This window comes from Viridibacillus sp. FSL R5-0888, assembly GCF_038009105.1.
GTDB lineage: Bacteria > Bacillota > Bacilli > Bacillales_A > Planococcaceae > Viridibacillus > Viridibacillus arenosi.
On the sequence record NZ_JBBPAU010000001.1, the window covers coordinates 3415778 to 3438878 of the forward strand.

At 35.5% G+C, this 23101-nt stretch carries 26 protein-coding genes; 8 read left to right on the plus strand and 18 right to left on the minus strand.

The window, feature by feature from the left end:
- Positions 1 to 22: 22 nt before the first annotated feature.
- Both rpmF and MKY02_RS17120 read right to left on the minus strand, forming a co-directional pair.
- The gene (gene rpmF / locus MKY02_RS17115; RefSeq protein ID WP_038183775.1) at positions 23 to 196 is read right to left on the minus strand and encodes a 50S ribosomal protein L32; all 174 of its coding nucleotides are present in this window, start codon (positions 194 to 196) and stop codon (positions 23 to 25) included.
- A 24-nt stretch (positions 197 to 220) separates the two neighbouring features.
- Entirely contained in the window at positions 221 to 754 is a 534-nt protein-coding gene (locus MKY02_RS17120; RefSeq protein ID WP_038183773.1) for a YceD family protein, read from the minus strand.
- A 127-nt stretch (positions 755 to 881) separates the two neighbouring features.
- Between MKY02_RS17120 and MKY02_RS17125 the strand changes: the two genes are divergently transcribed.
- The gene (locus MKY02_RS17125) at positions 882 to 2093 is read left to right on the plus strand and encodes a nucleotidyltransferase (RefSeq protein ID WP_076065438.1); all 1212 of its coding nucleotides are present in this window, start codon (positions 882 to 884) and stop codon (positions 2091 to 2093) included.
- Between the two features lie 3 nt (positions 2094 to 2096).
- On the opposite strand, the gene MKY02_RS17130 is transcribed toward MKY02_RS17125, so the two are convergent.
- Positions 2097 to 3152 carry a SepM family pheromone-processing serine protease gene (locus MKY02_RS17130; RefSeq protein ID WP_327192123.1) on the minus strand — a complete coding sequence of 352 codons (1056 nt, stop codon included), beginning with the start codon at positions 3150 to 3152 and terminating at the stop codon, positions 2097 to 2099.
- 115 nt (positions 3153 to 3267) lie between these two features.
- Here MKY02_RS17130 and MKY02_RS17135 point away from each other — a divergent pair, with 115 nt between their 5' ends.
- The gene (locus tag MKY02_RS17135; RefSeq protein WP_155981179.1) at positions 3268 to 4176 is read left to right on the plus strand and encodes a hypothetical protein; all 909 of its coding nucleotides are present in this window, start codon (positions 3268 to 3270) and stop codon (positions 4174 to 4176) included.
- 54 nt (positions 4177 to 4230) lie between these two features.
- Here MKY02_RS17135 and coaD read toward each other — a convergent pair whose 3' ends face one another.
- The 3 genes from coaD to MKY02_RS17150 are packed head-to-tail and all read right to left on the minus strand — an operon-like array spanning position 4231 to position 6747.
- Positions 4231 to 4716 (minus strand): pantetheine-phosphate adenylyltransferase, encoded by a 486-nt coding sequence (coaD, locus tag MKY02_RS17140; RefSeq protein ID WP_038183761.1) that lies wholly within the window; start codon positions 4714 to 4716, stop codon positions 4231 to 4233.
- The gene (gene rsmD / locus MKY02_RS17145; protein ID WP_340711565.1) at positions 4709 to 5284 is read right to left on the minus strand and encodes a 16S rRNA (guanine(966)-N(2))-methyltransferase RsmD; all 576 of its coding nucleotides are present in this window, start codon (positions 5282 to 5284) and stop codon (positions 4709 to 4711) included. The genes coaD and rsmD overlap by 8 nt, the downstream gene beginning before the upstream one ends.
- Positions 5285 to 5325: 41 nt before the next feature.
- A complete protein-coding gene (locus MKY02_RS17150) occupies positions 5326 to 6747 on the minus strand; it encodes a hypothetical protein (RefSeq protein WP_340711566.1) in 1422 nt (473 codons plus the stop codon).
- Between the two features lie 55 nt (positions 6748 to 6802).
- Here MKY02_RS17150 and MKY02_RS17155 point away from each other — a divergent pair, with 55 nt between their 5' ends.
- Positions 6803 to 7192, plus strand: coding sequence for a DUF7147 family protein (locus tag MKY02_RS17155; RefSeq protein ID WP_038183750.1), 390 nt, complete (start codon positions 6803 to 6805; stop codon positions 7190 to 7192).
- Positions 7193 to 7272: 80 nt separating this feature from the next.
- Here MKY02_RS17155 and MKY02_RS17160 read toward each other — a convergent pair whose 3' ends face one another.
- Entirely contained in the window at positions 7273 to 7545 is a 273-nt protein-coding gene (locus tag MKY02_RS17160) for a YlbG family protein (protein ID WP_038183747.1), read from the minus strand.
- Between the two features lie 130 nt (positions 7546 to 7675).
- Between MKY02_RS17160 and MKY02_RS17165 the strand changes: the two genes are divergently transcribed.
- Positions 7676 to 8575 (plus strand): glycerophosphodiester phosphodiesterase, encoded by a 900-nt coding sequence (locus MKY02_RS17165; protein WP_038183744.1) that lies wholly within the window; start codon positions 7676 to 7678, stop codon positions 8573 to 8575.
- A gap of 54 nt (positions 8576 to 8629) precedes the next feature.
- Here the strand turns inward: MKY02_RS17165 and MKY02_RS17170 are convergent, their stop codons facing one another.
- Complete coding sequence (locus tag MKY02_RS17170; RefSeq protein WP_076034038.1) at positions 8630 to 9076, minus strand: YlbF family regulator; 447 nt, start codon at positions 9074 to 9076, stop codon at positions 8630 to 8632.
- 357 nt (positions 9077 to 9433) lie between these two features.
- Between MKY02_RS17170 and MKY02_RS17175 the strand changes: the two genes are divergently transcribed.
- The gene (locus MKY02_RS17175) at positions 9434 to 9721 is read left to right on the plus strand and encodes a YqhV family protein (RefSeq protein WP_179078241.1); all 288 of its coding nucleotides are present in this window, start codon (positions 9434 to 9436) and stop codon (positions 9719 to 9721) included.
- A gap of 76 nt (positions 9722 to 9797) precedes the next feature.
- On the opposite strand, the gene MKY02_RS17180 is transcribed toward MKY02_RS17175, so the two are convergent.
- The 3 genes from MKY02_RS17180 to MKY02_RS17190 form a co-directional block, all read right to left on the minus strand.
- Positions 9798 to 11039, minus strand: coding sequence for an MFS transporter (locus MKY02_RS17180; protein ID WP_340711567.1), 1242 nt, complete (start codon positions 11037 to 11039; stop codon positions 9798 to 9800).
- A gap of 130 nt (positions 11040 to 11169) precedes the next feature.
- Positions 11170 to 11796 carry a LysE family transporter gene (locus MKY02_RS17185; protein WP_076034039.1) on the minus strand — a complete coding sequence of 209 codons (627 nt, stop codon included), beginning with the start codon at positions 11794 to 11796 and terminating at the stop codon, positions 11170 to 11172.
- A gap of 513 nt (positions 11797 to 12309) precedes the next feature.
- Positions 12310 to 13782, minus strand: coding sequence for a UDP-N-acetylmuramoyl-L-alanyl-D-glutamate--2,6-diaminopimelate ligase (locus tag MKY02_RS17190; RefSeq protein WP_038183731.1), 1473 nt, complete (start codon positions 13780 to 13782; stop codon positions 12310 to 12312).
- Between the two features lie 117 nt (positions 13783 to 13899).
- On the opposite strand from MKY02_RS17190, the gene MKY02_RS17195 reads away from it, so the two are divergent.
- Positions 13900 to 14670, plus strand: coding sequence for an amino acid kinase family protein (locus MKY02_RS17195; protein WP_038183727.1), 771 nt, complete (start codon positions 13900 to 13902; stop codon positions 14668 to 14670).
- Here MKY02_RS17195 and MKY02_RS17200 read toward each other — a convergent pair.
- Positions 14637 to 15707 carry a CAP domain-containing protein gene (locus tag MKY02_RS17200; RefSeq protein WP_038183713.1) on the minus strand — a complete coding sequence of 357 codons (1071 nt, stop codon included), beginning with the start codon at positions 15705 to 15707 and terminating at the stop codon, positions 14637 to 14639. The two genes, MKY02_RS17195 and MKY02_RS17200, sit on opposite strands and share 34 nt — an antisense overlap.
- A 146-nt stretch (positions 15708 to 15853) precedes the next feature.
- On the opposite strand from MKY02_RS17200, the gene MKY02_RS17205 reads away from it, so the two are divergent.
- Together MKY02_RS17205 and ytvI are read left to right on the plus strand one after the other, a co-directional pair.
- Positions 15854 to 16219, plus strand: coding sequence for a YugN family protein (locus tag MKY02_RS17205; protein WP_038183710.1), 366 nt, complete (start codon positions 15854 to 15856; stop codon positions 16217 to 16219).
- A 104-nt stretch (positions 16220 to 16323) separates the two neighbouring features.
- On the plus strand, positions 16324 to 17379 hold the full coding sequence (ytvI, locus tag MKY02_RS17210) for a sporulation integral membrane protein YtvI (RefSeq protein WP_038183708.1): 1056 nt from the start codon (positions 16324 to 16326) through the stop codon (positions 17377 to 17379).
- Positions 17380 to 17421: 42 nt separating this feature from the next.
- Here ytvI and MKY02_RS17215 read toward each other — a convergent pair whose 3' ends face one another.
- From MKY02_RS17215 to coxB, 6 genes are all read right to left on the minus strand, one after another.
- On the minus strand, positions 17422 to 17883 hold the full coding sequence (locus MKY02_RS17215; RefSeq protein ID WP_038183705.1) for a DUF420 domain-containing protein: 462 nt from the start codon (positions 17881 to 17883) through the stop codon (positions 17422 to 17424).
- Positions 17884 to 17912: 29 nt separating this feature from the next.
- Positions 17913 to 18833, minus strand: coding sequence for a cytochrome c oxidase assembly factor CtaG (ctaG, locus tag MKY02_RS17220; protein WP_038183703.1), 921 nt, complete (start codon positions 18831 to 18833; stop codon positions 17913 to 17915).
- 279 nt (positions 18834 to 19112) lie between these two features.
- Positions 19113 to 19445, minus strand: a complete 333-nt coding sequence (locus tag MKY02_RS17225) for a cytochrome C oxidase subunit IV family protein (protein WP_038183700.1) — start codon at positions 19443 to 19445, stop codon at positions 19113 to 19115.
- Positions 19445 to 20071, minus strand: a complete 627-nt coding sequence (locus MKY02_RS17230; RefSeq protein WP_038183699.1) for a cytochrome (ubi)quinol oxidase subunit III — start codon at positions 20069 to 20071, stop codon at positions 19445 to 19447. The genes MKY02_RS17225 and MKY02_RS17230 overlap by 1 nt, the downstream gene beginning before the upstream one ends.
- On the minus strand, positions 20071 to 21942 hold the full coding sequence (ctaD, locus tag MKY02_RS17235) for a cytochrome c oxidase subunit I (RefSeq protein ID WP_038183696.1): 1872 nt from the start codon (positions 21940 to 21942) through the stop codon (positions 20071 to 20073). Before ctaD ends, MKY02_RS17230 begins: the two co-directional genes overlap by 1 nt.
- A gap of 34 nt (positions 21943 to 21976) precedes the next feature.
- Positions 21977 to 23062, minus strand: a complete 1086-nt coding sequence (gene coxB / locus MKY02_RS17240) for a cytochrome c oxidase subunit II (protein WP_038183693.1) — start codon at positions 23060 to 23062, stop codon at positions 21977 to 21979.
- Between the last annotated feature and the right edge of the window lie 39 nt (positions 23063 to 23101).

The following is a 23101-nucleotide window of genomic DNA, read 5'->3' on the forward strand; positions in this document are numbered from 1 at the left end:
CTTTTCCAGAACAAATACTGAATTATTTGCTCACAACTTCTTTACCTTTGTATTGACCGCATGCTTTACATACGTGGTGAGCCAATTTACTTTCACCACAGTTTGGGCAAGCAACCATACCTGGTAGAGCTAGTTTAAAATGTGTGCGACGTTTACGTTTCGCAGTTTTAGAAGTTCTTCTAAATGGTACAGCCATCGATGGCACCTCCTTACAGATCGGTTATTCGTCTGTTTGATCAAAATACTTTGCTAAATCAGCAAGTCTTGGATCTACTTTTTTTGTGTCATTCTGTTTTTGATAGGCTAACTCGTCCTCCGTTGAAAAACTCCAATCAGAGTTATTCTTAGGTGTCGGAATTGTCGCATCTTCTTTATACACTTGCATTGGAATTTCTAATAAAATTAGTTCTTCTAACACAGGGTCAACATTTACTACTTCACCTTCTACAATGTGAAGGTTATCATAGTCTGTTTCATTAGCAGTTTCTGACCAACTGAATATTTCGTCGGACTCGATATCAAATGAAAACTCAACGTCTTCCCATGTTCGTGCACAAGGAAGTGTTAGCGTGCCTGTCAATTGAAAATGACAAGTGATTTGGGATGCACCAAATGTACAGTGCCCTTTTACATGAACAGGTGTAATCTGACGGATGTCCGGGTTACGTTTCATCACATCATCCAATTGAACTAATTCGTCAATCGGCATCCCGTTTTGGCGATATTTAGATAATTGTGGGATTGCCCATTTCATACGTTTATCACCTCAAGACAACAAAGTTGATTATATAATGCTAAATTATAGATGTCAAGATATTTTCTTGTCACTACTACAAACTCTCCGTATAATTACGGATATAGATTGTAAATGGGGTGAAGATTTGATAGCAACCGGTGTAATTGTAGAATACAATCCTTTTCATAACGGCCACCTCCATCATATCAGACAATCACGTAAAGAGACAAATGCAGATATTGTCATTGCCGTGATGAGTGGTCATTTTTTACAAAGAGGTGAACCTTCTTTTGTCGATAAATGGACGAGAACTAAGATGGCTCTTGCTTCAGGTGCAGATCTTGTTGTCGAATTACCTTATGCGTACGCAACCGCTCAAGCATCCGATTTTGCTAAAGGTGGTATAAGCATATTAGACGCTATGTGCTGTGACTATTTTTCATTTGGTAGTGAAGAAGGTAATATAACACCGTTTTTAAACAGTTATAGCCTGTTACAAGAGCATAACGATACTTTACAACAAATGATAAGGGATTCTATTCAAACAGGTATAAGCTATCCTCAAGCATTAAATACGGCATATAAACAGCTTATCCCAACAAATGAACTGTCATTCGTAGATTTATCAAAACCAAATAATATTTTAGGTTTTCATTATATTGAAGCAGCAATTAAAATTCAGTCAAATATAAAAGCTGTAACAATCCAACGTATTAAAGCTGGTTATCATGATGAGATTGAAGTAGATTCAACGATTGCTAGTGCTACCGGAATTAGAAAATCTGTTTTCGAAAAAGATTCGATAGATGGAATCGCCACCTACATGCCTCTGGCTTCTTTTAAAGGATTAGAAGCATGGCAGCATTCAAATATCACTTTCGGAAGTTGGGAGGCTTTCTGGCCACTCTTACGCTTTACAATCATTCGTCATACACCACAAGAATTAGCAAGTTTTGCAGAAGTGACGGAAGGTATTGAATATTTGCTACTACGTGCTGCAAAAGAAAGTGAATCTTTCGTGTCGTTTATGCAAAAGGTTAAATCAAAACGCTACACATGGACACGTATACAACGTATGTTAACACATATTTTTACCGGCTTTACGTGGGACCGTTTAAAATCCTTTAAGCAGCCCTCATATATTCGCTTGTTAGGGATGACTGCAAATGGTCAAAGATATTTGTCCTCAAAGAAAAAGAATTTTACATTACCTATTATTAGCCGTGCAGCGAGCTCTGACGACGCAATGTTAATGCAAGATATTCATGCTACCGATTTGTACATGCTTGCGCTTAGCGGACCTGCAAATACAAAAAGAATGGGCTTGGATTATAAAACCCCGCCCATTCGTGTATAAAAATTATTTTTGTTTTAAGTCTTTTAAATAATTTAATGCATCATCTACTGTTTTAACAGGCACGATTTTCATTTTCGTGTCTATTTTTTTTGCGGTTTCAACAGCTACTTCATAATTTGTTTTGATTCCTGGATTTAATTTTTTCACTTCATCCGTTATTGTATCGTCTGGCGCAAAGAAAATTTCGATACCGCCGTCATCAGCAGCAATTATTTTTTTATCAATACCACCAATTCGGCCAACTTCACCTGATTCTAACATTTCACCTGTACCTGCAACGTTATAACCTTTTGTTAGATCTCCTTCTGTTAATTGATCAATGATTTCTAATGTAAACATTAACCCTGCAGAAGGACCACCAATTTCATCCGCTTCGATTTTTACATTTGGATTAGTTGTAATTGATTTATTTTCTGTGAAAGTAATACCAATACCTACTTTCCCTTTTGTCCCAGGTATTTCTTTTAAAGTAACGGATTTTGTTTGCTCTTTTTCATCTCGAATGATAGTAAGTTTTACTTTTTCACCGGATTTTTTTCCAGCTAAGTAATCGATTAATTCTGTTTGACGAATAATTTTTTTTCCATCTATTCCAATCACTTCGTCACCAGGTTTTAAAATACCGTCACTAGCACCGTCTTCTAAAACATACACAACATAGACGCCGTTGTACTGTATCTCGTATTCTTTATTTGCCTTTTTGAAACCAACGTATTTGGCGTTAAATTGTGAATCCGTCATAAGTTTTAATTGACGTAGATTATATTCGTCCTCACTCTCATGTGGACTTCTTACTTGCGTTTCTGGAAGCAATTCTTTTCGACTACTTAACTTAGCACCAGCATAAGTAAAAGGCGTTGCTTTAGACATCGATACAGTCATAAGACTCATTGTTCCTTCGCTGTCTAATTTTGCATTTTCTACCTCTACAAATTGTGAAAGCTCATAAGCTCCACCTGGTTGCATAATATAATAAGGTAATGGATAGACAAAACCTAATACCGCAATTGCTGCAATGACTATAAAACCTATAAATTTCTTGATATTCAAGACATGCACCTCCAATTAACAAACTCTTAAGCTATGTATATGACGAAACATTAGAAGGTTTGTTCGATTTTTTCAAAAATAATTTTAGCATTTGTGAATTCGACTTACAAAAAGATAAGAATGGGTGGAGCTAATTCTCGTTTCTCGTATGAACATCATTATTTGTTGGGTACTTATTGCTTTATTACTCTTGCAACCAGGTATTGCTCATGAGGGGGCAGATGTGGGCATCAAATTATTTATGAACGCACTCTTCCCCTATTTATTGCCTTATTTAATACTGACTCAATGGTTACTACGCCTGACAAATCAAGGCAGTAGTAATCCTTCTAAGACAGCTCTTTACTTAAAAGCATATGGTATAAGTGCGTTAGGAGGATTTCCAACTGGTTCTGCTACAATTGCCTTTATGACAAAAGAACAGCAATTAACACTGCGAGAAAGTAAGTTTCTACTTGCTATTTGTCATGCCCCAAGTCCACTTTTTATGATTGGCTTTGTTGGTTATGAATTACTTGAAAATGCCTCAATTGGTTGGCGAATGTTACTGCTAATACATAGTGTAAATTTAGTGACACTTGGTATTTTCATACTATTTTCTAAACGCCCTTCTGAAACAACGTCCGTGAAAAAGGAAATAAAACGCGCTTCATTTCCTTTAATCGAAAGTATGAAAGGTAGTATTCCGACTGTGCTTTTGGTTGGTACAACTGTCATATTTTTCACTACAATTAGCCATGTGATTGCAAAGACATTACTTCATTTCTTTCACGATTTACCTACAGTTTTGGCCGTTTCTTTATATGCAGTATTAGAAATGACTTCTAGCTTACATATTGCAACACAATCATTTGCAAGTTCGGCTTACTTGCCTTTATGGCTCATGACTATTTTAGCAATCCAAGGCTTGAGTATTCATTTGCAAGTTGCAGTTTTAGCAAAAGATGCTGATATCCCTCTTGTTCCATACTTTTTATTACGCTTGATTATGATACCTGTACTCCCTCTACTGTACTGGGTGATTTTCTTATGAAAATCACCGCAAAAAAGGCTGTTTTATGATGTACATCATAGAACAGCCTTACTTTTATTTCGAGTTGAACTTTTCTTTTAATGCAACTTCAACAATATCTGGTACTAGCCCATGGATATCTCCACCATATTGTGATACTTCTTTAACAATACTAGAACTTAAAAATGAGTATTGATTTTTTGTCATGATGAAAAATGTTTCAATTTGCTCGTCAAGGAAGCGGTTCATCGATGTAATCTGCATTTCATACTCAAAGTCTGAAACTGCACGTAAGCCACGTACTATGGCATCAGCATTACGTTTTTTTGCATAGTCGATTAATAAGCCAGAGGATGAATCCACTTTAACATTTGGCATGTCGCACGTTACTTGTGTAATTAAATCCATTCTTTCATCCACATTAAATAATGGTTTTTTCGAGGAATTATTCATCACAGCAACATAAACTTCATCAAAAATATCGGCGGCACGTTTAATAATGTCTAAATGTCCGTTCGTAATTGGATCAAAAGTCCCTGGTACAACAGCAATTTTATTCAATGGATTCTCCTTCTTCCTTCACCGAACGATAAAATGAAATAATAATACTACCATAACTCTCTTCACGTATTTTTTCGAAATGTAGGAAGTTGTCTGGTAAATCTGTATCGCGATCATGCTCACAAACAATCGTACCTGATCTTGAGATAACATTATTTGATACTATTTCTTCTACTAAATCATAATATGCTCGTTTTTTATAAGGTGGATCTAAAAAGATTAAGTCAACTTGTACACCCTTTTTTATAAGGGCTTTCATAGCTCTAACCGCATCGTTTCGAAAAAGCTCAGTATGTTCTTCATAACGACACTTTTGTATGTTTTCTTTTAGATTTTGGAAGGCACGGCCATCTTTTTCAATGAAAATACCTTTATCCATTCCTCTACTAATGGCTTCAATACCCAGTCCACCACTACCTGCAAATAAGTCCAAAACGGTTCCACCGTCAAAAAACGGACCTAGTATATTGAATAATGATTCTTTAACTTTATCTGTTGTTGGTCTAGTGGTTGTGCCAGATACCGCTTTTAAAGGCATCCCTTTTCTGTCACCAGCAATCACTCTCATTGTTTCACCAAACCTTCTCTTACTTACATTTTTAATCGATTTTAATTCAAAATAGCAGATGGCGCAATATTAATTTTGTCATCCGACTTTTCTACATCGACTAAGAATAACCTAACAAGCCATGCTTCTTCCACATAATAATCGTCACCAAATTTTTCGAAAGGTTGCGAAATGATATTATAGCGCTTTTGATTATACACATAGAATGACTCAGTCATTGGGAATCTGAAATTTCGATTATCACTTTCTATATACAATCCATTTTTCCCCTTGTTTACTTCATAGCCAAGACCATTTAATACCGGAACCGCTTTATAAAAAATACGACCATCTTTGAAAATAACTTGCGCATCATCATCCTCATTATCTTTCAAATACACATGTCGCGAATCTTCAAATAACAACGGAGCAATCTCAGTGCGATCATTGTCATTCATTTCAAAAAATGACGTTTGTAAATCAAGTGTTTTTGACAACAATTTATCGAGCACTTTTGGTGAGATTACTTCACCTTTTTGAGCGATCAAACTATTTTTCCATGCTATTGATTGATCGTTTGTCATGTACTTATTTACAATCTGAGTGATTTCATGCGCCTTATCAGAGCCAATTTCTTTCCCAGATATAAAGGACGCAACTGCGATTGGTAACCAATTGTTATTACTTACAAAGTCATATTGTTGTCCAATCTGAGACATGACGATTTTCTCTTCAATAGACCCAACATTAAATACGGGTGTAAATAAAATTCGTGTTGATGAGTTTTTCTTTGAACTTTGCATAATTGCTACATGATTAAAGCCTTCCAAAGAAAAGTCTTTTAAATCTGTTTTTAAATCTTTCGATATCGCCTTGTCACTATACAAAGTGACTTGCTCATTTTCAAAGACAGTTTTCAACTTTTGTTTTTGCCAATATAAATCAGTCACTGCTCCGTAACCGCTATACATTGAATAATCTACTAGATCAAGTGTTTTTTGACCTACTAATTGTAGACCGGTAAACCATTGGCCACCCGATTTTGTCTCATCAGAAATGTGAACCTGTGTATGTACTGGATTCCCATTTTGAAGAGTTAAAAAAATATTACGTAAAATTTCACCTGAAGTAAGCCCTTTTTTAGATATTGGAATTTCATAAGAGATGGATTGTTTCTCTTCATCTCCTACTTTTAGCTGAGTAAGTTGCTCATTTAAACGTTCGCAACTTTTTACATCGTCTAAGAGACATGCCTTTTTCTTACTCTTAGTTGGCCAAATAAGCTTCACATTATCTTGAGGGAGGTCGGTAAAGTGATGATTCACTAGCAACTTTCCTTTACGATAAATCACTTCTATTTCTTGGTCATAGTTAAATACCCTATCCTCCTCAGACAATTGATCCGAAAAGACATGGTACTGAAAAGTTAACATTATGCCGTTTAAAAATAATAAAATTGAAAATAAGCTGGCAGCAAATTTCATGTGCTAATCCTCCTGCATCATGATACTATGTGTTAGGAAAGGATGTGTACGAACAATGATTCAACAATTTATTGAACTCGGCAAAGGTTTTGGTGACGTTTTTGAACTATGCGAACTTGCAGAAACAAATCAGCATCGCTATCGTAATGCCTTCATACTTGTATCTGAACATAACGGCAAAAGTGTAGCTTCTCTTGCAGTAGCTTTTAATCCAGTTGGTGAAAGTAAATTTACACCACTTTATATTTGTAGAGAAGGTATTTCGCATTCACAAACAAAGCCTTCTAAACGAGTTCAACTATTCGAAAATAAAATAACTGAAATCGGCAGACAAGCAATTACGTTAAACGTAAAACACTCATCTGAATTTGCAGAAAGTACTCTCTATTACCAATATCTTATTGGTATTATGCGTCTCAATCATTATATCCCATCCATGTACTAACTGATACGTTTCATCAATTTCCATTCAGTTTGACAACAATATACTGGATGCTCTTTTTATCGACAAATATAACCAAAGTTTTATAAATCAGTTTTATAATCGTATTCTTTTGCCTTATCAGGTTTGGCATTTTCAAACTCAGTTGATACAAAAGGACGATATGAGGGCACTACATTTTTAACATACGGAAGTCGTATCATTTTGGCCATCGTCGCTTCAATTTCATCTTGATCACAATAAAGTACAACATATTTTAATTTTCTTGAAATATAATGTACATGTCCATATCTTCGCAAAGATTTTGCTTGTTTTAAATGATGGACATACACAATCAGGCCTTGTCGGTCTTTCATATGGATTCCCTCTTTTCTTACAAACAAGAATACCATAGCTTGGAATTCAACCGCAACCAAGTTTAGCTGACAGCGATATGGTTTATCCGTTATAATAAAATTAGAAGTCTGCATTTAGAGGAGGACTATAATGGGAAAGAAAACGAAAGTTGCAATCGCAATTGCAGCGGCAAGCGCAGCAGCATGGGCAGGTTCAAAAGCTCTTTCAAAACCTCAAAAACGAAGCGATAAAGATGCATTACAGTATGACCAACCTATTGTACTTGCACATCGTGGCGGCTCACATTTAGCACCAGAGCATACAATGTCGGCATTCCACAAAGCAGCAGATCTCGGCGTTCACGGCTTCGAAATCGATATTCGTTTAACAAAAGATGAAGAAATCGTTGTTTTCCATGATGAGTATGTAGATCGTACTTGTGACGGAACAGGTCGCGTAGCAGATTTAACTTTAGAAGAATTACAGTTATTAAACTTTGGCTATAATTTTGTTGATTTGGATGGTTACTTACCGTATCGCGAGGATAAACAATCAATTGTTACATTACGTTCATTGTTAGAAGAATTCCCTCAAATGCTCGTAAATATTGATATGAAAGATGCGCCAGATACATATGAGGGAGGACTAATGCCTTCAAAACTTTGGCGTTTAATCGAGGAGTTAGGTGTCGAAAACCGTGTTGTTGTAACAAGCTTCTTCGACGAACAAATAGACCGATTCAATCTTTATGCTCAAAATAAGGTTGCTTTAGGTGCTGGTCAAGGAGAAGTGAAAAAGGCTTATACTTCCTTTACTAGTCAATTCGGTCATCTATACCATCCAAAAGTCGATGTATTCCAAATCCCATCGAAATTTGGTGTTTTTGCTTTAGATAATGCTAGCTTTATACGTTTCTTAGAGAACTTGAATATTCCTGTACATTATTGGACTATCAATGACGTATCAACAATGGAACAGCTACTCTCAGTCGGCGCAAAAGGTATTGTCACTGATCGCCCTGATTTAGCAATTGAACTATTAAATGAATAACAGAGTTATATATAACAAAAGAGACTTATACGAATTTCGTATAAGTCTCTTTTCTTATGCTGAACAAGAACAACTACCGCCAGTTCCACAACCCGAACCACATGCGGAGCCAGAGTTTAAAAATGGGTTACTAACAGGTACTTTGACAGCCTCTGATACCGTTTTGCCGATTAACAAACTGATTTCATCTAGTAAATCTTGATAATCATTTTCTGCAACTTTCAGGGCTGCTATTTTATCGTTTAAATCGAGTTTACGTTTTTGCAAACGAATCGATTTCATAATTGTTTGGTAATCTGGATGATACTTCCCAAAACGTTGAACATCCTCGTATTGCTCTTTCATTCGTTGGAATGAAGCAATTTCTTCTACAAGTTCAACATCGGAATAAACACTGTTGTAGGCATGCTGCAACATTGCTTTTTCTTTGGAGGATCGTATCATTTTACTCAGAACATCTACTTCATCAAGGATTTGTGCCCACTCCGAAGTAATCATCATATTTCATTCCCCCATTCCATTAATATCATAACAGATTTACTGTTTTATTGTTAAGTAAGGGATTGAAAAAAGTTATTCGCTTAAATCTCCTTATTCTTTTTCGTATTTTTCTTCTAACCAAATCTTAACTCTCCCATGTATAACTGCACTATAAAAGATATCCAAAACAACTTATCCTCACTTATTAACTGTCGCAACTATTTATCAATAAGTCATGACTTATTGATAATAGTGGAAAAGCATACATACACTATAAAAAAGCAAAAATGATAGTTACCAATAAACTAAATTTACATATTTTTCTTAAACCAGTTTTCACTACTTCTTTACGAGCTAAGTTATCTACTTACGATGAATATGAAAAATAAGGTGGTCATTTTTATCGAAAAAGCTCTTCTTTTAATTATTTTGTTAAGACTATGTTCAGGGAGTATTGAGGTAACAGCAGCACTTTTTATGATTAAGTACAATGATTTAGAGAAAGCATTTTATATCAATACTCTGCTCGCATTAGTTGGTCCAACTGTTTTAATTGTTACTACTGGAATTGGTTTAGCAGGTTTAGCTGAAAAAGTGTCGATACTTAAAATGGTTTGTCTATTCTCAGGAATTTTCCTCATCCTTTTCAGTTTGAATTCCAAGTAAGTAAAAAAATCATGCATTTTCATATCAAAAATAAAAAGGAACGATTCAGTTAAGTTAGCTGATCGCTCCTTTTTATTTATGTGACGCTATTTTTTTGCCCGATTTTATCAATTTGAATGAACTTAAATACTAAAAACAAGATAATAAGCCCTATAACACCTGCTGAAATATAGCTCACATTTAGGTATTTCTCCATAACCAGTGACATAACAGGTGGCCCTGCTGCAACACCGATAAATCTAGCAGAGCTATAAAAAGAAGTGACGGTACCTCTCTCCTCTTTTCGAATATTTTCAGTAATGATAGCATCTAACACAGGTAATATTGCTCCGATTGCAACTCCTACAATACTGGTCACTACTAACAATAGGACCAACTTTTCTGCTGTATATCCTACAAATACAACACTAATAGAAAGAACAATTAAACAGATAATCATCAGCTTCTTAATGAGCTTCATATCCCCTTTTATCTTCCTTCCAGTAATAAAAGAAGCGATACAGAGCATCAGTAAAGGAATTGCTAACACGAATCCTTTTTTTACGCCTTTAATATCGTGTATTTTTTCAAGATTTTCAGATAAGAAAAATAACGCACCAAACAAAATAAGCATAACAAATGCCCCGTTTAGAAATACGGTGAATAACCACTTTCCTTCTTGCTTAAATGTGGTTTTAACATTAGTTAAAAATTCTTTTAGTTTTACTGGTTCATCTTTTTCTTTAGGTACTTTCACAAAGAAAAAAATTAAAACGATAGAGATTAAGCTAAAAGCAAATATAGAGAAGAATGGTAAAAACCATAAGAAAGCTGCTAACAATGAACCTAGAATTGGACTTAATACTTTTCCGAACGTATTTGACGTTTCAATGATCCCTAAACAAGAACTTGTTTTTTCATCATCATCTTTATATAAGTCACCTACTAGCGGTAATACTATCGGCATAGCACCTGACGCCCCTGCACCTTGTAAAATCCTCCCAATAATAATACCCATATACGGATTTTCCATTTTCCAAGAAGCTATACCAGCTATTAAGCCACCGATTAATGCTAAAATTAAACTCGGTAAGATGACCATTTTCCTCCCAAAACGATCTGATAAGTAGCCTGCAACTGGAATGAGAATAATTGCCGCTACTGAATAACTGGTGATAATCATACTTGATTGAAAAGAAGAAATACCTACATTCTTCTCCAAGATCGGTAACACTGGAATTAACATAGAATTTCCAAGTGTCATAACTAATGGAATTGAGGCCAAACTGATTAAACACCAGAGGCTGACATTGTCTTCACGATTATCCACATTCCCCATCCATACACCTCTATTAACTGTTAGATTAATTTCAATTATTAAAGGTATGGTTTCCTTGCTTATTCTTTTTATGCGTTAAGTTACACATTATGTACACTAAGGAAAACAGCGTTGTGAACATAGTGACAAATTAAAAAATTGAATGGTAAGCTTGAATACCAAAATAAATACCGAATCCAATCATCGATAGAGATGAAATAATAGAAACGATTTTCAAAAAAGAGGACGATAAAATTTTTCTTGAACCACCTGAAATAGTGGCCATTATTAAATCGACTAAAGAAATTCCTAGTAATATAAATACACTATAGAGAATTATTTCCATCCCTGATAATGTTCCCGCTCCTCCGACAAGGACCGATCCATATATACCTAACCAAAAAAGGATTGTTAATGGATTTAGCAATGCCATTAAAAAACCTGATAATAATGAATGTCTTAATCGAACTACTTTCCCAAATTTTGAATCCACCTCAATAGTATGTAATGTAAGAAGATTCTCAATCCCTGTGTACATAAGTACGAAAAAGCCGAATGACCAAAGTAGCGTTTTTATAAAAGGTATTTCTATAAAGTGTCCAATGCCAAAGTACACCATGACCATATATAAAATATCGGTGACGACTGCACCAAGCCCGAAAAACCAAGCATGGAAAAATCCATTTTTAATACCTGTATTTAATAAAGTTGCTTTTACAGGGCCAATTGGTGTAGCTAAAGATACCCCTAAAAAGAAGTAGGGAACTATGGAATTCATGAAATACCCCTCCGATATAATAGTGTCTTTGCATCATATTCAAGGAGCATTACTTGTACGACTATTTTAAAAAAAGAAAATTCTAAGAATACTTAAAACTAGGACTTATTATAATTATTAAAGGATTTTTTTCCTCACCATTAATAAATCATTTTCCAAATTACTTATTAGTCAATAGAAAAAACGAAGGATGTAAATATTCATCCTTCGTTTTGATAGAATCATTGTGATTTTCCTATAAATAATTTCAGGTCTCTCTAATTTAGGCAAATAATGTGAAATAAATTTATAAGAGAAACCGAATACGTCTGATTTCTAATGTTATTCAATTGAAAATTTGGGGTGTTCTATATAATAAGAACCTTACTAATATTTTATCAAGAAGTTTTTCTAAATATGAGTTGCAAACTACTTTACGATATTTTAACGAGTACCTCCATCAAAATAGTTGTACTTTCGTACTCGAATCTTCAATTAAAAAATAAATTGGAAAATATTGCATTTGCAACTGGCTCATTTTTCGTCATTAAGTCTTGTTTTTAATAGTTTTATATATTCTTTAGCAATTTCATAATCTGAAAATGGGACGACTTCATTACCAATTATTTGAGTCGTTTCATGCCCCTTTCCCGCAATTAAAACAGTATCACCCGGAATAGCCTCAGCTATTGCACTTTCAATCGCTTGTTTTCGATTAATTTTAATTGCATATGGAGTCAGATCTATGCCCTGTGCAATTTGGGCAATAATCATATCTGCTTGTTCTCTACGAGGATTGTCACTTGTTAACCATATTTTATGAGCGTAGCTATCCGCCACTTTCCCCATCTCACGACGTTTTCCATGATCCCGATCTCCCCCACAACCAAAAACAACTATTAATTTCTTTTTCGATACTAATTTTAGAGATTGTAAAACAGCTACAAGAGCACTTGGTGTATGAGCGTAATCTATGACAATTCGTATACCGAGATCGTTTTCTACTTCTTGTTGTCTTCCTGAAGGCAATTTGAGATAAGGAATGCTTGGCGCAATGATTTGGAGAGGGTATCCAAGTTGCTGTACAGTTGCTACTGCTGCTAATACATTTTGTTGGTGGTGCTCTCCTACAAATGGCATCGTTAGTTCAACTGGATTTTCCAAATACTGCACAAGTAAAACTGTGGAAGTACCTTCAATCTCTTTATGAATAACACTAATATCCGCTGATCGATGTCGACCAAAAGTAAAGGATCTTACATGATGCTGTTTCATATTTAAACAAAATGGATCGTCAGCGTTAACGATTATTTTATTTGCTAAAGTGGCTAATTTTCTCTTGGCTAATTCATACTTCTCCTTACTGCCATGTTCATCATAATGGTCTCTACTCATATTTAAATATACTCCGTAGTTAAATGGGCAATGATCTAATCGATGTTGCGATAATCCTAAAGAAGATGCTTCTATAATAATATACTTCACGCCCAATTCTACGCATTGCGCAAAAATCGGGTACAAATAAGTTGGAGGTGGTGTGGTCATAGAGGAAGTATTCTGATTCTGACGCTCACCATTTATCCATAATCCTAATGTGCCAAGTACAGCTACTTTAGCTCCTAGCTTTTGTAATATTTGCCCAATGAAATGTGTTACAGTTGTCTTGCCATTTGTTCCGGTCACCCCAATGATAGTCAATAACTCAATTTTATCCCCTACAATAGCTTTACATGCATAGGATAAAAATGTAGAACAATCTGGTACCCAAACATGCGGCACTTCTAAATGTTCAATTGGCTGGTCTTGATCATATACAATGGCTACTGCTCCTTTTGCCACTGCTTCGGAAACAAAATTCCAACCATTATGCAGTTTTCCTTTCCTTGCAACGAAAATATTACCTGGCTGGATTTGTTCTGCAACATCAGTTATTCCACTTATTTCTTCACGTATCGAGCCGCCCTGTACTTCACAAGGCCAATCCTTGATAAGCTCTGCTAAGATCAACTGCTTTCCTCCTGCACGTTTTTAACATCATCGAATACATTATTACAATCCGCTATTCACTTGTATCGTATGAAGAGAGTGCACAAAATGACACGAAGAAAGATGGGAGTATTCACTATGATTATTCAAAAGTTTGGTGGAATCGCAATGCAATCCGAAGCTTCGCGTAAACATTGCATCCTTCATATACGTAAGGCTATTCATAAATTTGAAAAGGCAGTTATTGTTGTTTCAGCTATGGGCCGCGGTGGAGATGCATATGCCACTGATACCTTGTTAACCTTAACAAGCGCTTTTAAAAATGATTCTAAATCCAAAGACCTCGTTGCAGCATGTGGAGAAATGATTGCCGCAGCTGTCATTTCAGCTGAATTAGAACAAAGTGGTATCAATAATACATTGTTATATGGTCAAGGCATTGGCATTGAGACATCTGATAACTTCGGTGACGCAGAGATCCACGCTGTTCACACAACAGCTATAGAAAAAGCATTAAGTGAGACTTCTTGCGTCATCATCCCTGGTTTTCAAGGTACCACTGCTGAGGGAGATATTACTACGTTAGGACGTGGCGGTAGTGATTTAACCGCGGCGCTACTTGGGGCTGCCTTGAAGGCACAATTTATTGAATACTATAAAGACGTCCCTGGAGTTATGACTTACAATCCTAAAATTAATGCTAACGCAGAATTAATTGCGAAATTAACGTATCCGGAATTCCACGAGTTACTGAATGATAGCCATCCCATAGTGCAAAAAAAAGCAGCGGAGACGGCTGAAAAACACCATCTCACACTGCATATTCGAAATACTTTTTCTATGGACCAAGGAACACTAATCATACCTGCTATTCATCATGGCTCATCTGATATACTATCTATACTTTGAATAAACACCTGTGAAAAGTGTTTACCGAAAGCACCTGAGCCGAGCTGATTATAATCTTCATTTAATAATGTGTCTCGGTGTTTCTCTGAATTAAGTAATCCATTAATTGCTTCAGGAGCATCTAAGTAATCCTCCGCAATATTTTCTGCTGCCATATCAAAATTAACAACTGCATTTTTTAATCGCTCTTTTAAAGTATCCGGCTGAATGCCCTCTTTTGAAAAATTACCAAGCGCTAAACTTGCAGCATGACTTTGAGCAATACTGTTTAAATCAATTGCTGCGTTTAAAGCTTGTAAACCTTTTTGAGTACGATAAACGTTCGTCAAATCAAAAAGTTGTCGCTGATTCGCTAAATCTATTTCAACTTGTAAATACGATGAAGGTACGTTTGGTGTAATCATATCGCCGACATATGTCATATCATAAGGCTGCTGTTTCACAAGCGTTTCTCCGTCTATAAAGCGTACTGCCTGTAAGGTTCGATCTGTCGCATCAAAATACATTTGTGCATATAAACCATCATACATCGTTAAAATACGTGTCTTCATATCTTCTTCATCTAAAATAAAAGTGTAAATATTTTCATCGATTTGCACATTGACTTCCGCATCAATAATAGTAGATCGATATATATCATCTAAAGACTGACCTATCTTAAAAGGATTCGCTGCACCATTAACACCTGCAATATACACTTGTGTTACTTTACGTCCCTCCACACCAACCATTAAATAATCATCATAACCCTCATCGTATACCCACCATTCATAGCCGTAAGCAGAAGGTTCTACTCGGTTAGGCTTGCCTTTTAATTTTTCTAAAGCATTAGTAGACTTTCCTACTAATATAGATAAGCCATCTTTTGGTCTAGGTATTGCCTTATCATTCACATTTGGAACATCTTGATTAGGTATTACTTTCCCTTGTGAATTTGGAGCTGTTAATAGTTCATTTTCCTTTACGGACTGATTTGTATAGAAGAAAACAACTAATATAGCTGCTAATATAATTAATATTCGAAATAACGCTTTCACATGGCCTCTCCCCAATTTGTTTAGTTATTATATTATACCAATTGCCGTGATGTATTCACAATGTTGTCATTGCAACCGATGCACTTTTGCTCTATTATAAAATGGAACGTATATATGGTACGATGAGTCAAAGGAGGACGAAATTTATGTATTTCGAAAATACAGGACTTGAAAACACTTTAGCTGACATTACACTTCTTGATGATCTTATGCGCGAACATGGTTTAATCCGTGCTACAGGCTGGGACTATGAACGCGTAACTTGGGACAGACGCTTTGATGTACGTGAAGGTACATTCTACCTACGTGTATTCGGTTTCACAAAAGACGGTGACATCGGCGCTAATGATGCAATGATTACACTATTAAAACCAGCTCTTGGTAAACACTACTTCCCACACGGCGTAGAATATGGTGAAGGTGAAGCATTCCCTGCTCATCTAGTAAAATCTTGCCAAGAAATTTTGAAATCTCTTGAAAAACAAATTAAATCATTTGAAATTCATGCTTAATAGTTTAATTGAAGTGCTGGTATCTTTCAGCACTTTTTTTTATTGGATAAAAATTAGAAATTTATCCATACTATGAGCGTAAATTTAAAAGATAGGTGATTTAATTGGCTAAATCCAATTTTTTTAGTACATTAAAAAAAGTCTTACTAACCATTATTGTTCTATTACTATTATACATTTTGATTCCAGCATCTATACCAATTTTACTATCTCTTGTGACTGCCCTGTTGCTTGAGCCACTTATACAACTTCTACAACGAAAATGGATTAATTCTAGACGATTTTCAGTCATCGTTTTATTCTCTCTCTTTTTAATCCTATTATCAAGTATCCTGTATTTCGCCATCACAAATGCTATCACTCAAGTCTCTCATTTATCAAAAATAGCTCCTGAACTTTTCGATCAATTAACCGCTTCTTGGATGAACCTTCAAAACCGATTAGCAAAGATTACTCACGATCTACCTATTGAAGTAATTACTGAAATTCAACTTGGTATTGACAGAGTCATCGAAAGGCTTCAATCCTCATTTATCAATTTTTTTAACTACGATAGGTTAAAAATGATCGTATCTAAGCTACCGTTTTTTTTACTCAATTTACTTGTTTATATGTTTGCTCTCTTTTTATTTATGTCTGAAATGCCGAAACTCAAAAAAAAGTTTAATTCATATATCTCTCAAAATAAGGCAGAAAAGTGGAAAGTACTTTTTCAAAAACTCCATATTGTATTATTTGGTTATATTAAAGCTGAATTAATCGTTAGCTTATCTGTTTTAGTTGTTACTTTTTGCGCTTTGCTATTCATTGTTCCTAAATACGCCATTATAATGGCTTTAATCATTTGGTTTGTCGATTTATTACCTATTTTAGGTGCCATTGTTATATTAGCTCCTTGGGCCATTTACGCTATGTTAACCGATCAAATGGCAATGGGTATCAAATTGGCACTATTAGCGATTGTCATTATAATTCTTCGCCAAATCTTAGAGACGAAGGTTATGAGTGCTCAAATCGGATTACCTCCACTTGCTACATTAATCAGTATGTATATTGGCCTGCAATTATTTGGGTTTTTAGGTTTTTTTATAGGTCCATTAATTGTCATGGTATTTATAACAGCGAAGGAAGCTGGATTACTAAGTAAATTTATTAAATAAAAAAGCTGCTCCCAAAAATAATAAGGGAACAGCTTTTTAGCTTTAATTACTTAAAATAGCTTTAATAACTGAAGTTGTTTCTCCACCTTTGTATAATACATAAAGTAATGTATATACTGCTACGCCTGTAATGGCTGTGAAGAACCAAATTACACTTGTAATTGGTCCAATTTTACGATGACGTACAAGGTTATTTTGGAATCCTGCTAATAATGTTACGATACCGAAAACGGCACCTGTAGTTGCCAAGCAGATATGGAACACAAGGAAAATCGTATAATAGATTTTCAAATTATCTGGTCCACCAAATGCTGTATTACCAATAAATACAGTACGTGATACGTAAATGATAAAGAATAATAATGCTGATATTGCAGCTGCTATCATTGTTTTTTTATGCGCTTCAATTTTTCTTTGCTTAATTAGTGCCCAACCAATTGCTACTAAGATAGCACTTAATGCAATAAAGGTTGTACTAATTGTAGGTAAAATAGGTAAATTCATGCGTTTTTCTCCTAACAATCTTTTTGTAATTAGTGATATTGATTAGCATTTAGTTGTTGTCTTTCCAATAAAGCTTTTTGCGTAATTTCTTCCGCGTTTTCTTGTTCATTACGATACCATCTAACAAATACTTTACCTAATACAGATGCAAAGATAATTTCCTGAATAATCTTCATGATAATCCCGCCTAGCTGTTGATCGTACATAGGGTCCATATTAGTAAATAATTCAGGTCCTGATAATGATAGTCCTGCTAATGTTGATACAGGTACACATAATTCCATTGCTTTCATCCACAATTCACCATCTGTATATGTAGCATAGAATGGAGATGAAGCAAAAATAATTAACGCACAAGCAGGTGTAATAAGAACCGCATTTCCGATAATATAGCCAACTTTGTGTAAATCCTTCATACGAGGTTGTCCCTCTACAGAATTAATAAGCGGCCAGTACATAAATAATGCTGATACGAACAGAAGTAATGTATACAACCCATGTAACGTTTCATTTAGTTTTATATAGTCCAAAATCATTGGAATATGATAAAAAGAGAATAATGCAACGAAAAATGCTAATGCAAACATAGGTTTAGTCATAAAATGAAATACAGGTTTGATATAAGGTAATTCAATGACATACTTCCATAACCAATTTGGAATCCCTTGAATCAAGAAAATCGGTATTAATAAAAGTAGTAAAGCCATTTGCACCATATGCATTGTAAACATAATATGAGCCATTAAATCGACTGGCGAACCCATAACAATATATAGCAATATCATACTGATTACGAAATTAATCGCCTCACGTTTCTTCAAAGGTTCACTATCTTTGAAGTCCGTTCTCCATTTAACAGTAATAAGAAAATATAGTACAGTTAAAAACAAAATGACGCCTATTAAATAAGGGCTCCACATTGCTTGAAATCCAAATATACTTAGAGGCATAGTATTTCGCTCCTTTAGTCTCAATACCTCCATTATAAGTCCCAACCCCACGAACTTCAATGAACGAATCATGACAATTTTTACTTTAATGCTTAAGGCGCTCGTTCAGACTCGACAAGCACTGGAACTTTCGAACCAAAGTCATCTTTTCAGAGTTTGACGTGAGAAAAAAACGATTCGAGACTTTAATACTTAAAGTTTAATCACTTCTTCAAACACTATCTAGCAAAAAAGCAAAAAACCGAGCCTGTAGTAGACTCGGTTTTTTTGCTCTGGTTCTTACCACCAAATGATTGTTACAAAAGCAAGAATCATTGTAAAAGCGATAAATGCTGCAGAGTACATGAAGAATTGTGCCATTCCATGACCTTTTTCGCTCCAGTGCATAAAGTAATACAATTGTAGCGCTACTTGTACAGCTGCAAATAATAAAATAAGTGGTGCAACTAAGTAAGCAGACATTCCTGCTTGAACTGCAGCAAATGCGATGAATGTTAAGAAGATCATAATCGCAAATACTGTTACTTGATTACGCATACCTTGGTTTGCGCGTTTACGAGCATATTCATACTCGTGTTTACTTCTTGTACGTGCTTCAACGTCATGTGACATTAGCCCAACACTCCCATCAAGTAAACTACAGTGAAGATGAATACCCAAACTACGTCGATAAAGTGCCAATATAATGAAGCTAAGTAGTACTTAGGCGCATTATAAAGGTTTAAACCACGTTTAGAGTTACGTAGCATTAGAAGGATAAACCAAGCTAAACCTAGAATTACGTGCAATCCGTGAGTACCTACTAAAGTGTAGAATGAAGAACCGAATGCACTTTGAGTAAATGTAAAACCAAGATGTACATAGTGATAGAACTCATAAATTTCAAGACCTAGGAATCCTAAACCTAATAAAACAGTTACGATTAACCAAGCTTGCATTGCCTTGAAATTATAGTTTTTCATATGATACATAGCGTAAACACTTGTTAATGAAGAAGTTAATAGTAACATCGTCATAATAAAAGCAAGTGGTAACTCAAAAAGACTTTGAGTTGAGAATTCCATTCCAGCTGGTCCTTTATTTTTTAGCGCTAAGAAAGTCGCAAATAAAGTCGCAAATAAAACTGTTTCACCGCCAAGGAAAATCCAAAAACCTAATGTTTTGTTTTTCCCTTCAAGTGTAGAGTTCTCTGGATGTGCTGGCCAAGATTGTGGGGTAAATTTCTTATTTAAATCCATTAGTGTTTACCCCCTTTTTCATTCATTAATTCCTCTTTATGAATATGATAACCTAAATCATCTTTAAGCGAACGAGTAATCATTGAAGCGAATGTAATCGCTAAACCAATAATTAATACTGGAATTGACCAAGTTTTATCTGCATCTTGGTGATAAAGTGCACCAAATGCTGCAACGAATAAACCAAGTGAAATCATGAATGGAATGAATGAGTTGTTTGGCATATGGATATCTGAAATAGGCTCAGCATATGTCATACCCTCTTTGTTTCCTTCCATTTTTTCAATCCAAAAAGTATCTAATCCACGAACAAGTGGAGTTTGTTTAAAGTTATAATATGGTACTGGTTGTGGAATAGCCCACTCAAGAGTACGTCCATCTTTCCATGGATCGCGTCCTGCTGGTTCGTTTTTAATAGCAGTGATAATTACGTTTACTACTAGTAAAATAACACCGATTGCCATTAAGAAAGCACCAACCGTACTAATTAAGTTGAATTGGTCCCAACCTTGTCCGCCCATGAATGTGAACACACGGCGTGGCATACCCATTAAGCCTAAGAAATGTTGAACAAAGAATGTACAGTGGAACCCAACAAAGAAGAATACGAATGTAATCTTACCAAGAGTTTCATTTAACATTTGATTGAACATTAAAGGCCAGTAATAATGTGCTGAAGCAAATAATGCTAATACGATACCACCAACGATAACGTAATGGAAGTGAGCTACGATGAAATAAGAATCATGTAGTTGGTAATCAAGAGGTGCAGATGCTTGCATTACCCCTGTTACCCCACCAGCTACGAATGATGGGATGAAACCTAATGCATAAAGCATTGGTGTCGTAACTTTAATGTTACCGCCCCAAATTGTTAATAACCAGTTGAATACTTTCATACCCGTTGGTACAGCAATCGCCATTGTCGCTACTGCGAAGATTGCGTTTGCAGTTGGTCCAAGACCTACAGTAAACATATGGTGAGCCCATACCATGAAGCCTAAGAAACCGATTAAGATAGTCGCGAATACCATTGAAGAGTAACCGAATAAGCGTTTTCTTGCGAATGTCGCGAAAATCTCAGAGAATAAACCGAATGCAGGAAGTACTAAGATATATACTTCAGGGTGACCAAAGATCCAGAATAAGTGCTCCCAGATAACTGTATTACCACCATTAATATGATCAAAGAAGTTAGCATCGAACATACGGTCGAAAATCATAAAGAATAATCCCACTGTAAGTGGAGGGAATGCGAATAAAATTAAAGCAGACGCTACAAATGTAGTCCATGTGAATAATGGCATACGCATATATGTCATACCTGGTGCACGCATGTTAATAATCGTTACAAGGAAGTTAATCCCCGCGATTAGTGTACCCGCACCTGAGATTTGTAAACCTAAAGCATAAAAATCAATACCATGACCTGGTGATGCTAGAGATAATGATGCATAAGAAGTCCAACCTGCATCAGGAGCTCCACCTAAGAACCATGAAAGGTTCAAGAAAATACCACCAAATAAGAATAACCAAAAACCTAAAGAGTTTAGGAATGGGAAAGCAACATCACGTGCACCAATTTGTAATGGTACAGCGGCGTTCATAAATGCAAATAACAATGGCATTGCAGCTAAGAATATCATTGTTGTACCATGCATTGTAATAATTTCATTGAAAAGACCCGCACTCACAAAATCGTTATCTGGTTTTGCAAGTTGGATACGAATAAGCATTGCTTCTATACCACCGACTACGAAGAAGAACGTACCGGCAATAAGGTAAAGAATGGCGATTTTTTTATGGTCTACTGTTGTTAAGTAGTCCCAGATAGTTGCGCCAAAGCCCTTTTTCTTTGCTGTTGAGCTCACAACTTTAACCTCCCTCAATATGATTTAAATCAAATTATTTTTCTACAGATAGACCCATTAAGTATGCGGCTAAAGCATCAAGCTCTTCATCTGTGAATTCTTTACCATTATTTAAAGCTTTTTCTTCTGGCATTATGTTCCCTGGTTTAAGCTCTTGTGAGTTTTTAATCCAGTCTTTAATACCATCTTCTGAGTGTTCAAGGAAACCAGCAACACGGTTACGATCTCCAAATGCAGCTAAGTTAGGTGCAACTCCGCCTCCAGTACCTTCACCAGAAACTGCGTGACATGAAATACAACTATTAGCGAATACTTGTTCACCTAAATCAGTTGATTTTTTATCAGCTGTTTTCCCTTTAGTAGCTTGCATGTTATCAACCCAATTGTCGAAGTTATCTTGGCTTAGTGTCTTAACTTTGAAATCCATTAAAGCATGTGAAGGACCACAAAGTTCAGCACATTTACCATAAAATACTCCGTCTTTCAAACCGTCTGATTCTTTATCAAATGTCAAATAGAACTTGTTGATATTATCAACGTTCGTATCCATTTTACCACCGATAGCTGGAATCCAGAATGAGTGTTTTACGTCAGCAGCTTTTAAATTAAAGTAAACTTTCTGACCTGTCGGTACTACTAATTCTTGAGAAGTTACGATACCTTGTTCAGGGTATTCGAATTCCCACCAATATAATTTAGCAGTTACGTTTACAGTAACCGCTTTCGCGTTACCATCAGCGTCTTTCGCTTCCATCGCTTTAGTATCAGCGAATTTGTAAGTTAAACTTACAGTTGGTACAGCTAAGATTAATAATAAAACGATTGGAATTGCTGTCCAAATAATTTCTAGTGTATGGCTACCTTCAACTTGTTTTGGAATTGTATTTTCCCCAACTTTTTTACGTCGGAACTTAACAATAGCAAGCACGTAGATGATAACCACTACGATAATAACAAACGTCATAATTGCAGTTGATAATAGCAGTAGATTGTATTGATCTTTACCAACTTGACCCGCTGGAGTTAAAGTTGATAAATACTCTTCGCCACAACCTGAAAGGAAAATCGTTAGTGCTGCTAGCAATCCGAATAGACGCCATTTTTTAAGCCCTTTCATCATAGCTTAATTAAACCCCTCTTTCTTTGTTGTATTTACATG

Coding starts and splice junctions, on each gene's coding strand:
- MKY02_RS17155 (WP_038183750.1), top strand. CDS start 6,803: ATGATTCAACAATTTATTGAACTCGGCAAAGGTTTTGGTGACGTTTTT.
- MKY02_RS17150 (WP_340711566.1), bottom strand. CDS start 6,747: ATGAAATTTGCTGCCAGCTTATTTTCAATTTTATTATTTTTAAACGGC.
- MKY02_RS17215 (WP_038183705.1), bottom strand. CDS start 17,883: ATGAATTTACCTATTTTACCTACAATTAGTACAACCTTTATTGCATTA.
- MKY02_RS17160 (WP_038183747.1), bottom strand. CDS start 7,545: ATGAAAGACCGACAAGGCCTGATTGTGTATGTCCATCATTTAAAACAA.
- rpmF (WP_038183775.1), bottom strand. CDS start 196: ATGGCTGTACCATTTAGAAGAACTTCTAAAACTGCGAAACGTAAACGT.
- ctaG (WP_038183703.1), bottom strand. CDS start 18,833: ATGCCTCTAAGTATATTTGGATTTCAAGCAATGTGGAGCCCTTATTTA.
- rsmD (WP_340711565.1), bottom strand. CDS start 5,284: ATGAGAGTGATTGCTGGTGACAGAAAAGGGATGCCTTTAAAAGCGGTA.
- MKY02_RS17120 (WP_038183773.1), bottom strand. CDS start 754: ATGAAATGGGCAATCCCACAATTATCTAAATATCGCCAAAACGGGATG.
- MKY02_RS17175 (WP_179078241.1), top strand. CDS start 9,434: ATGAAAAATAAGGTGGTCATTTTTATCGAAAAAGCTCTTCTTTTAATT.
- MKY02_RS17170 (WP_076034038.1), bottom strand. CDS start 9,076: ATGATGATTACTTCGGAGTGGGCACAAATCCTTGATGAAGTAGATGTT.
- MKY02_RS17165 (WP_038183744.1), top strand. CDS start 7,676: ATGGGAAAGAAAACGAAAGTTGCAATCGCAATTGCAGCGGCAAGCGCA.
- coxB (WP_038183693.1), bottom strand. CDS start 23,062: ATGATGAAAGGGCTTAAAAAATGGCGTCTATTCGGATTGCTAGCAGCA.
- MKY02_RS17195 (WP_038183727.1), top strand. CDS start 13,900: ATGATTATTCAAAAGTTTGGTGGAATCGCAATGCAATCCGAAGCTTCG.
- MKY02_RS17185 (WP_076034039.1), bottom strand. CDS start 11,796: ATGAATTCCATAGTTCCCTACTTCTTTTTAGGGGTATCTTTAGCTACA.
- MKY02_RS17205 (WP_038183710.1), top strand. CDS start 15,854: ATGTATTTCGAAAATACAGGACTTGAAAACACTTTAGCTGACATTACA.
- MKY02_RS17180 (WP_340711567.1), bottom strand. CDS start 11,039: ATGGGGAATGTGGATAATCGTGAAGACAATGTCAGCCTCTGGTGTTTA.
- MKY02_RS17230 (WP_038183699.1), bottom strand. CDS start 20,071: ATGGATTTAAATAAGAAATTTACCCCACAATCTTGGCCAGCACATCCA.
- MKY02_RS17225 (WP_038183700.1), bottom strand. CDS start 19,445: ATGTCACATGACGTTGAAGCACGTACAAGAAGTAAACACGAGTATGAA.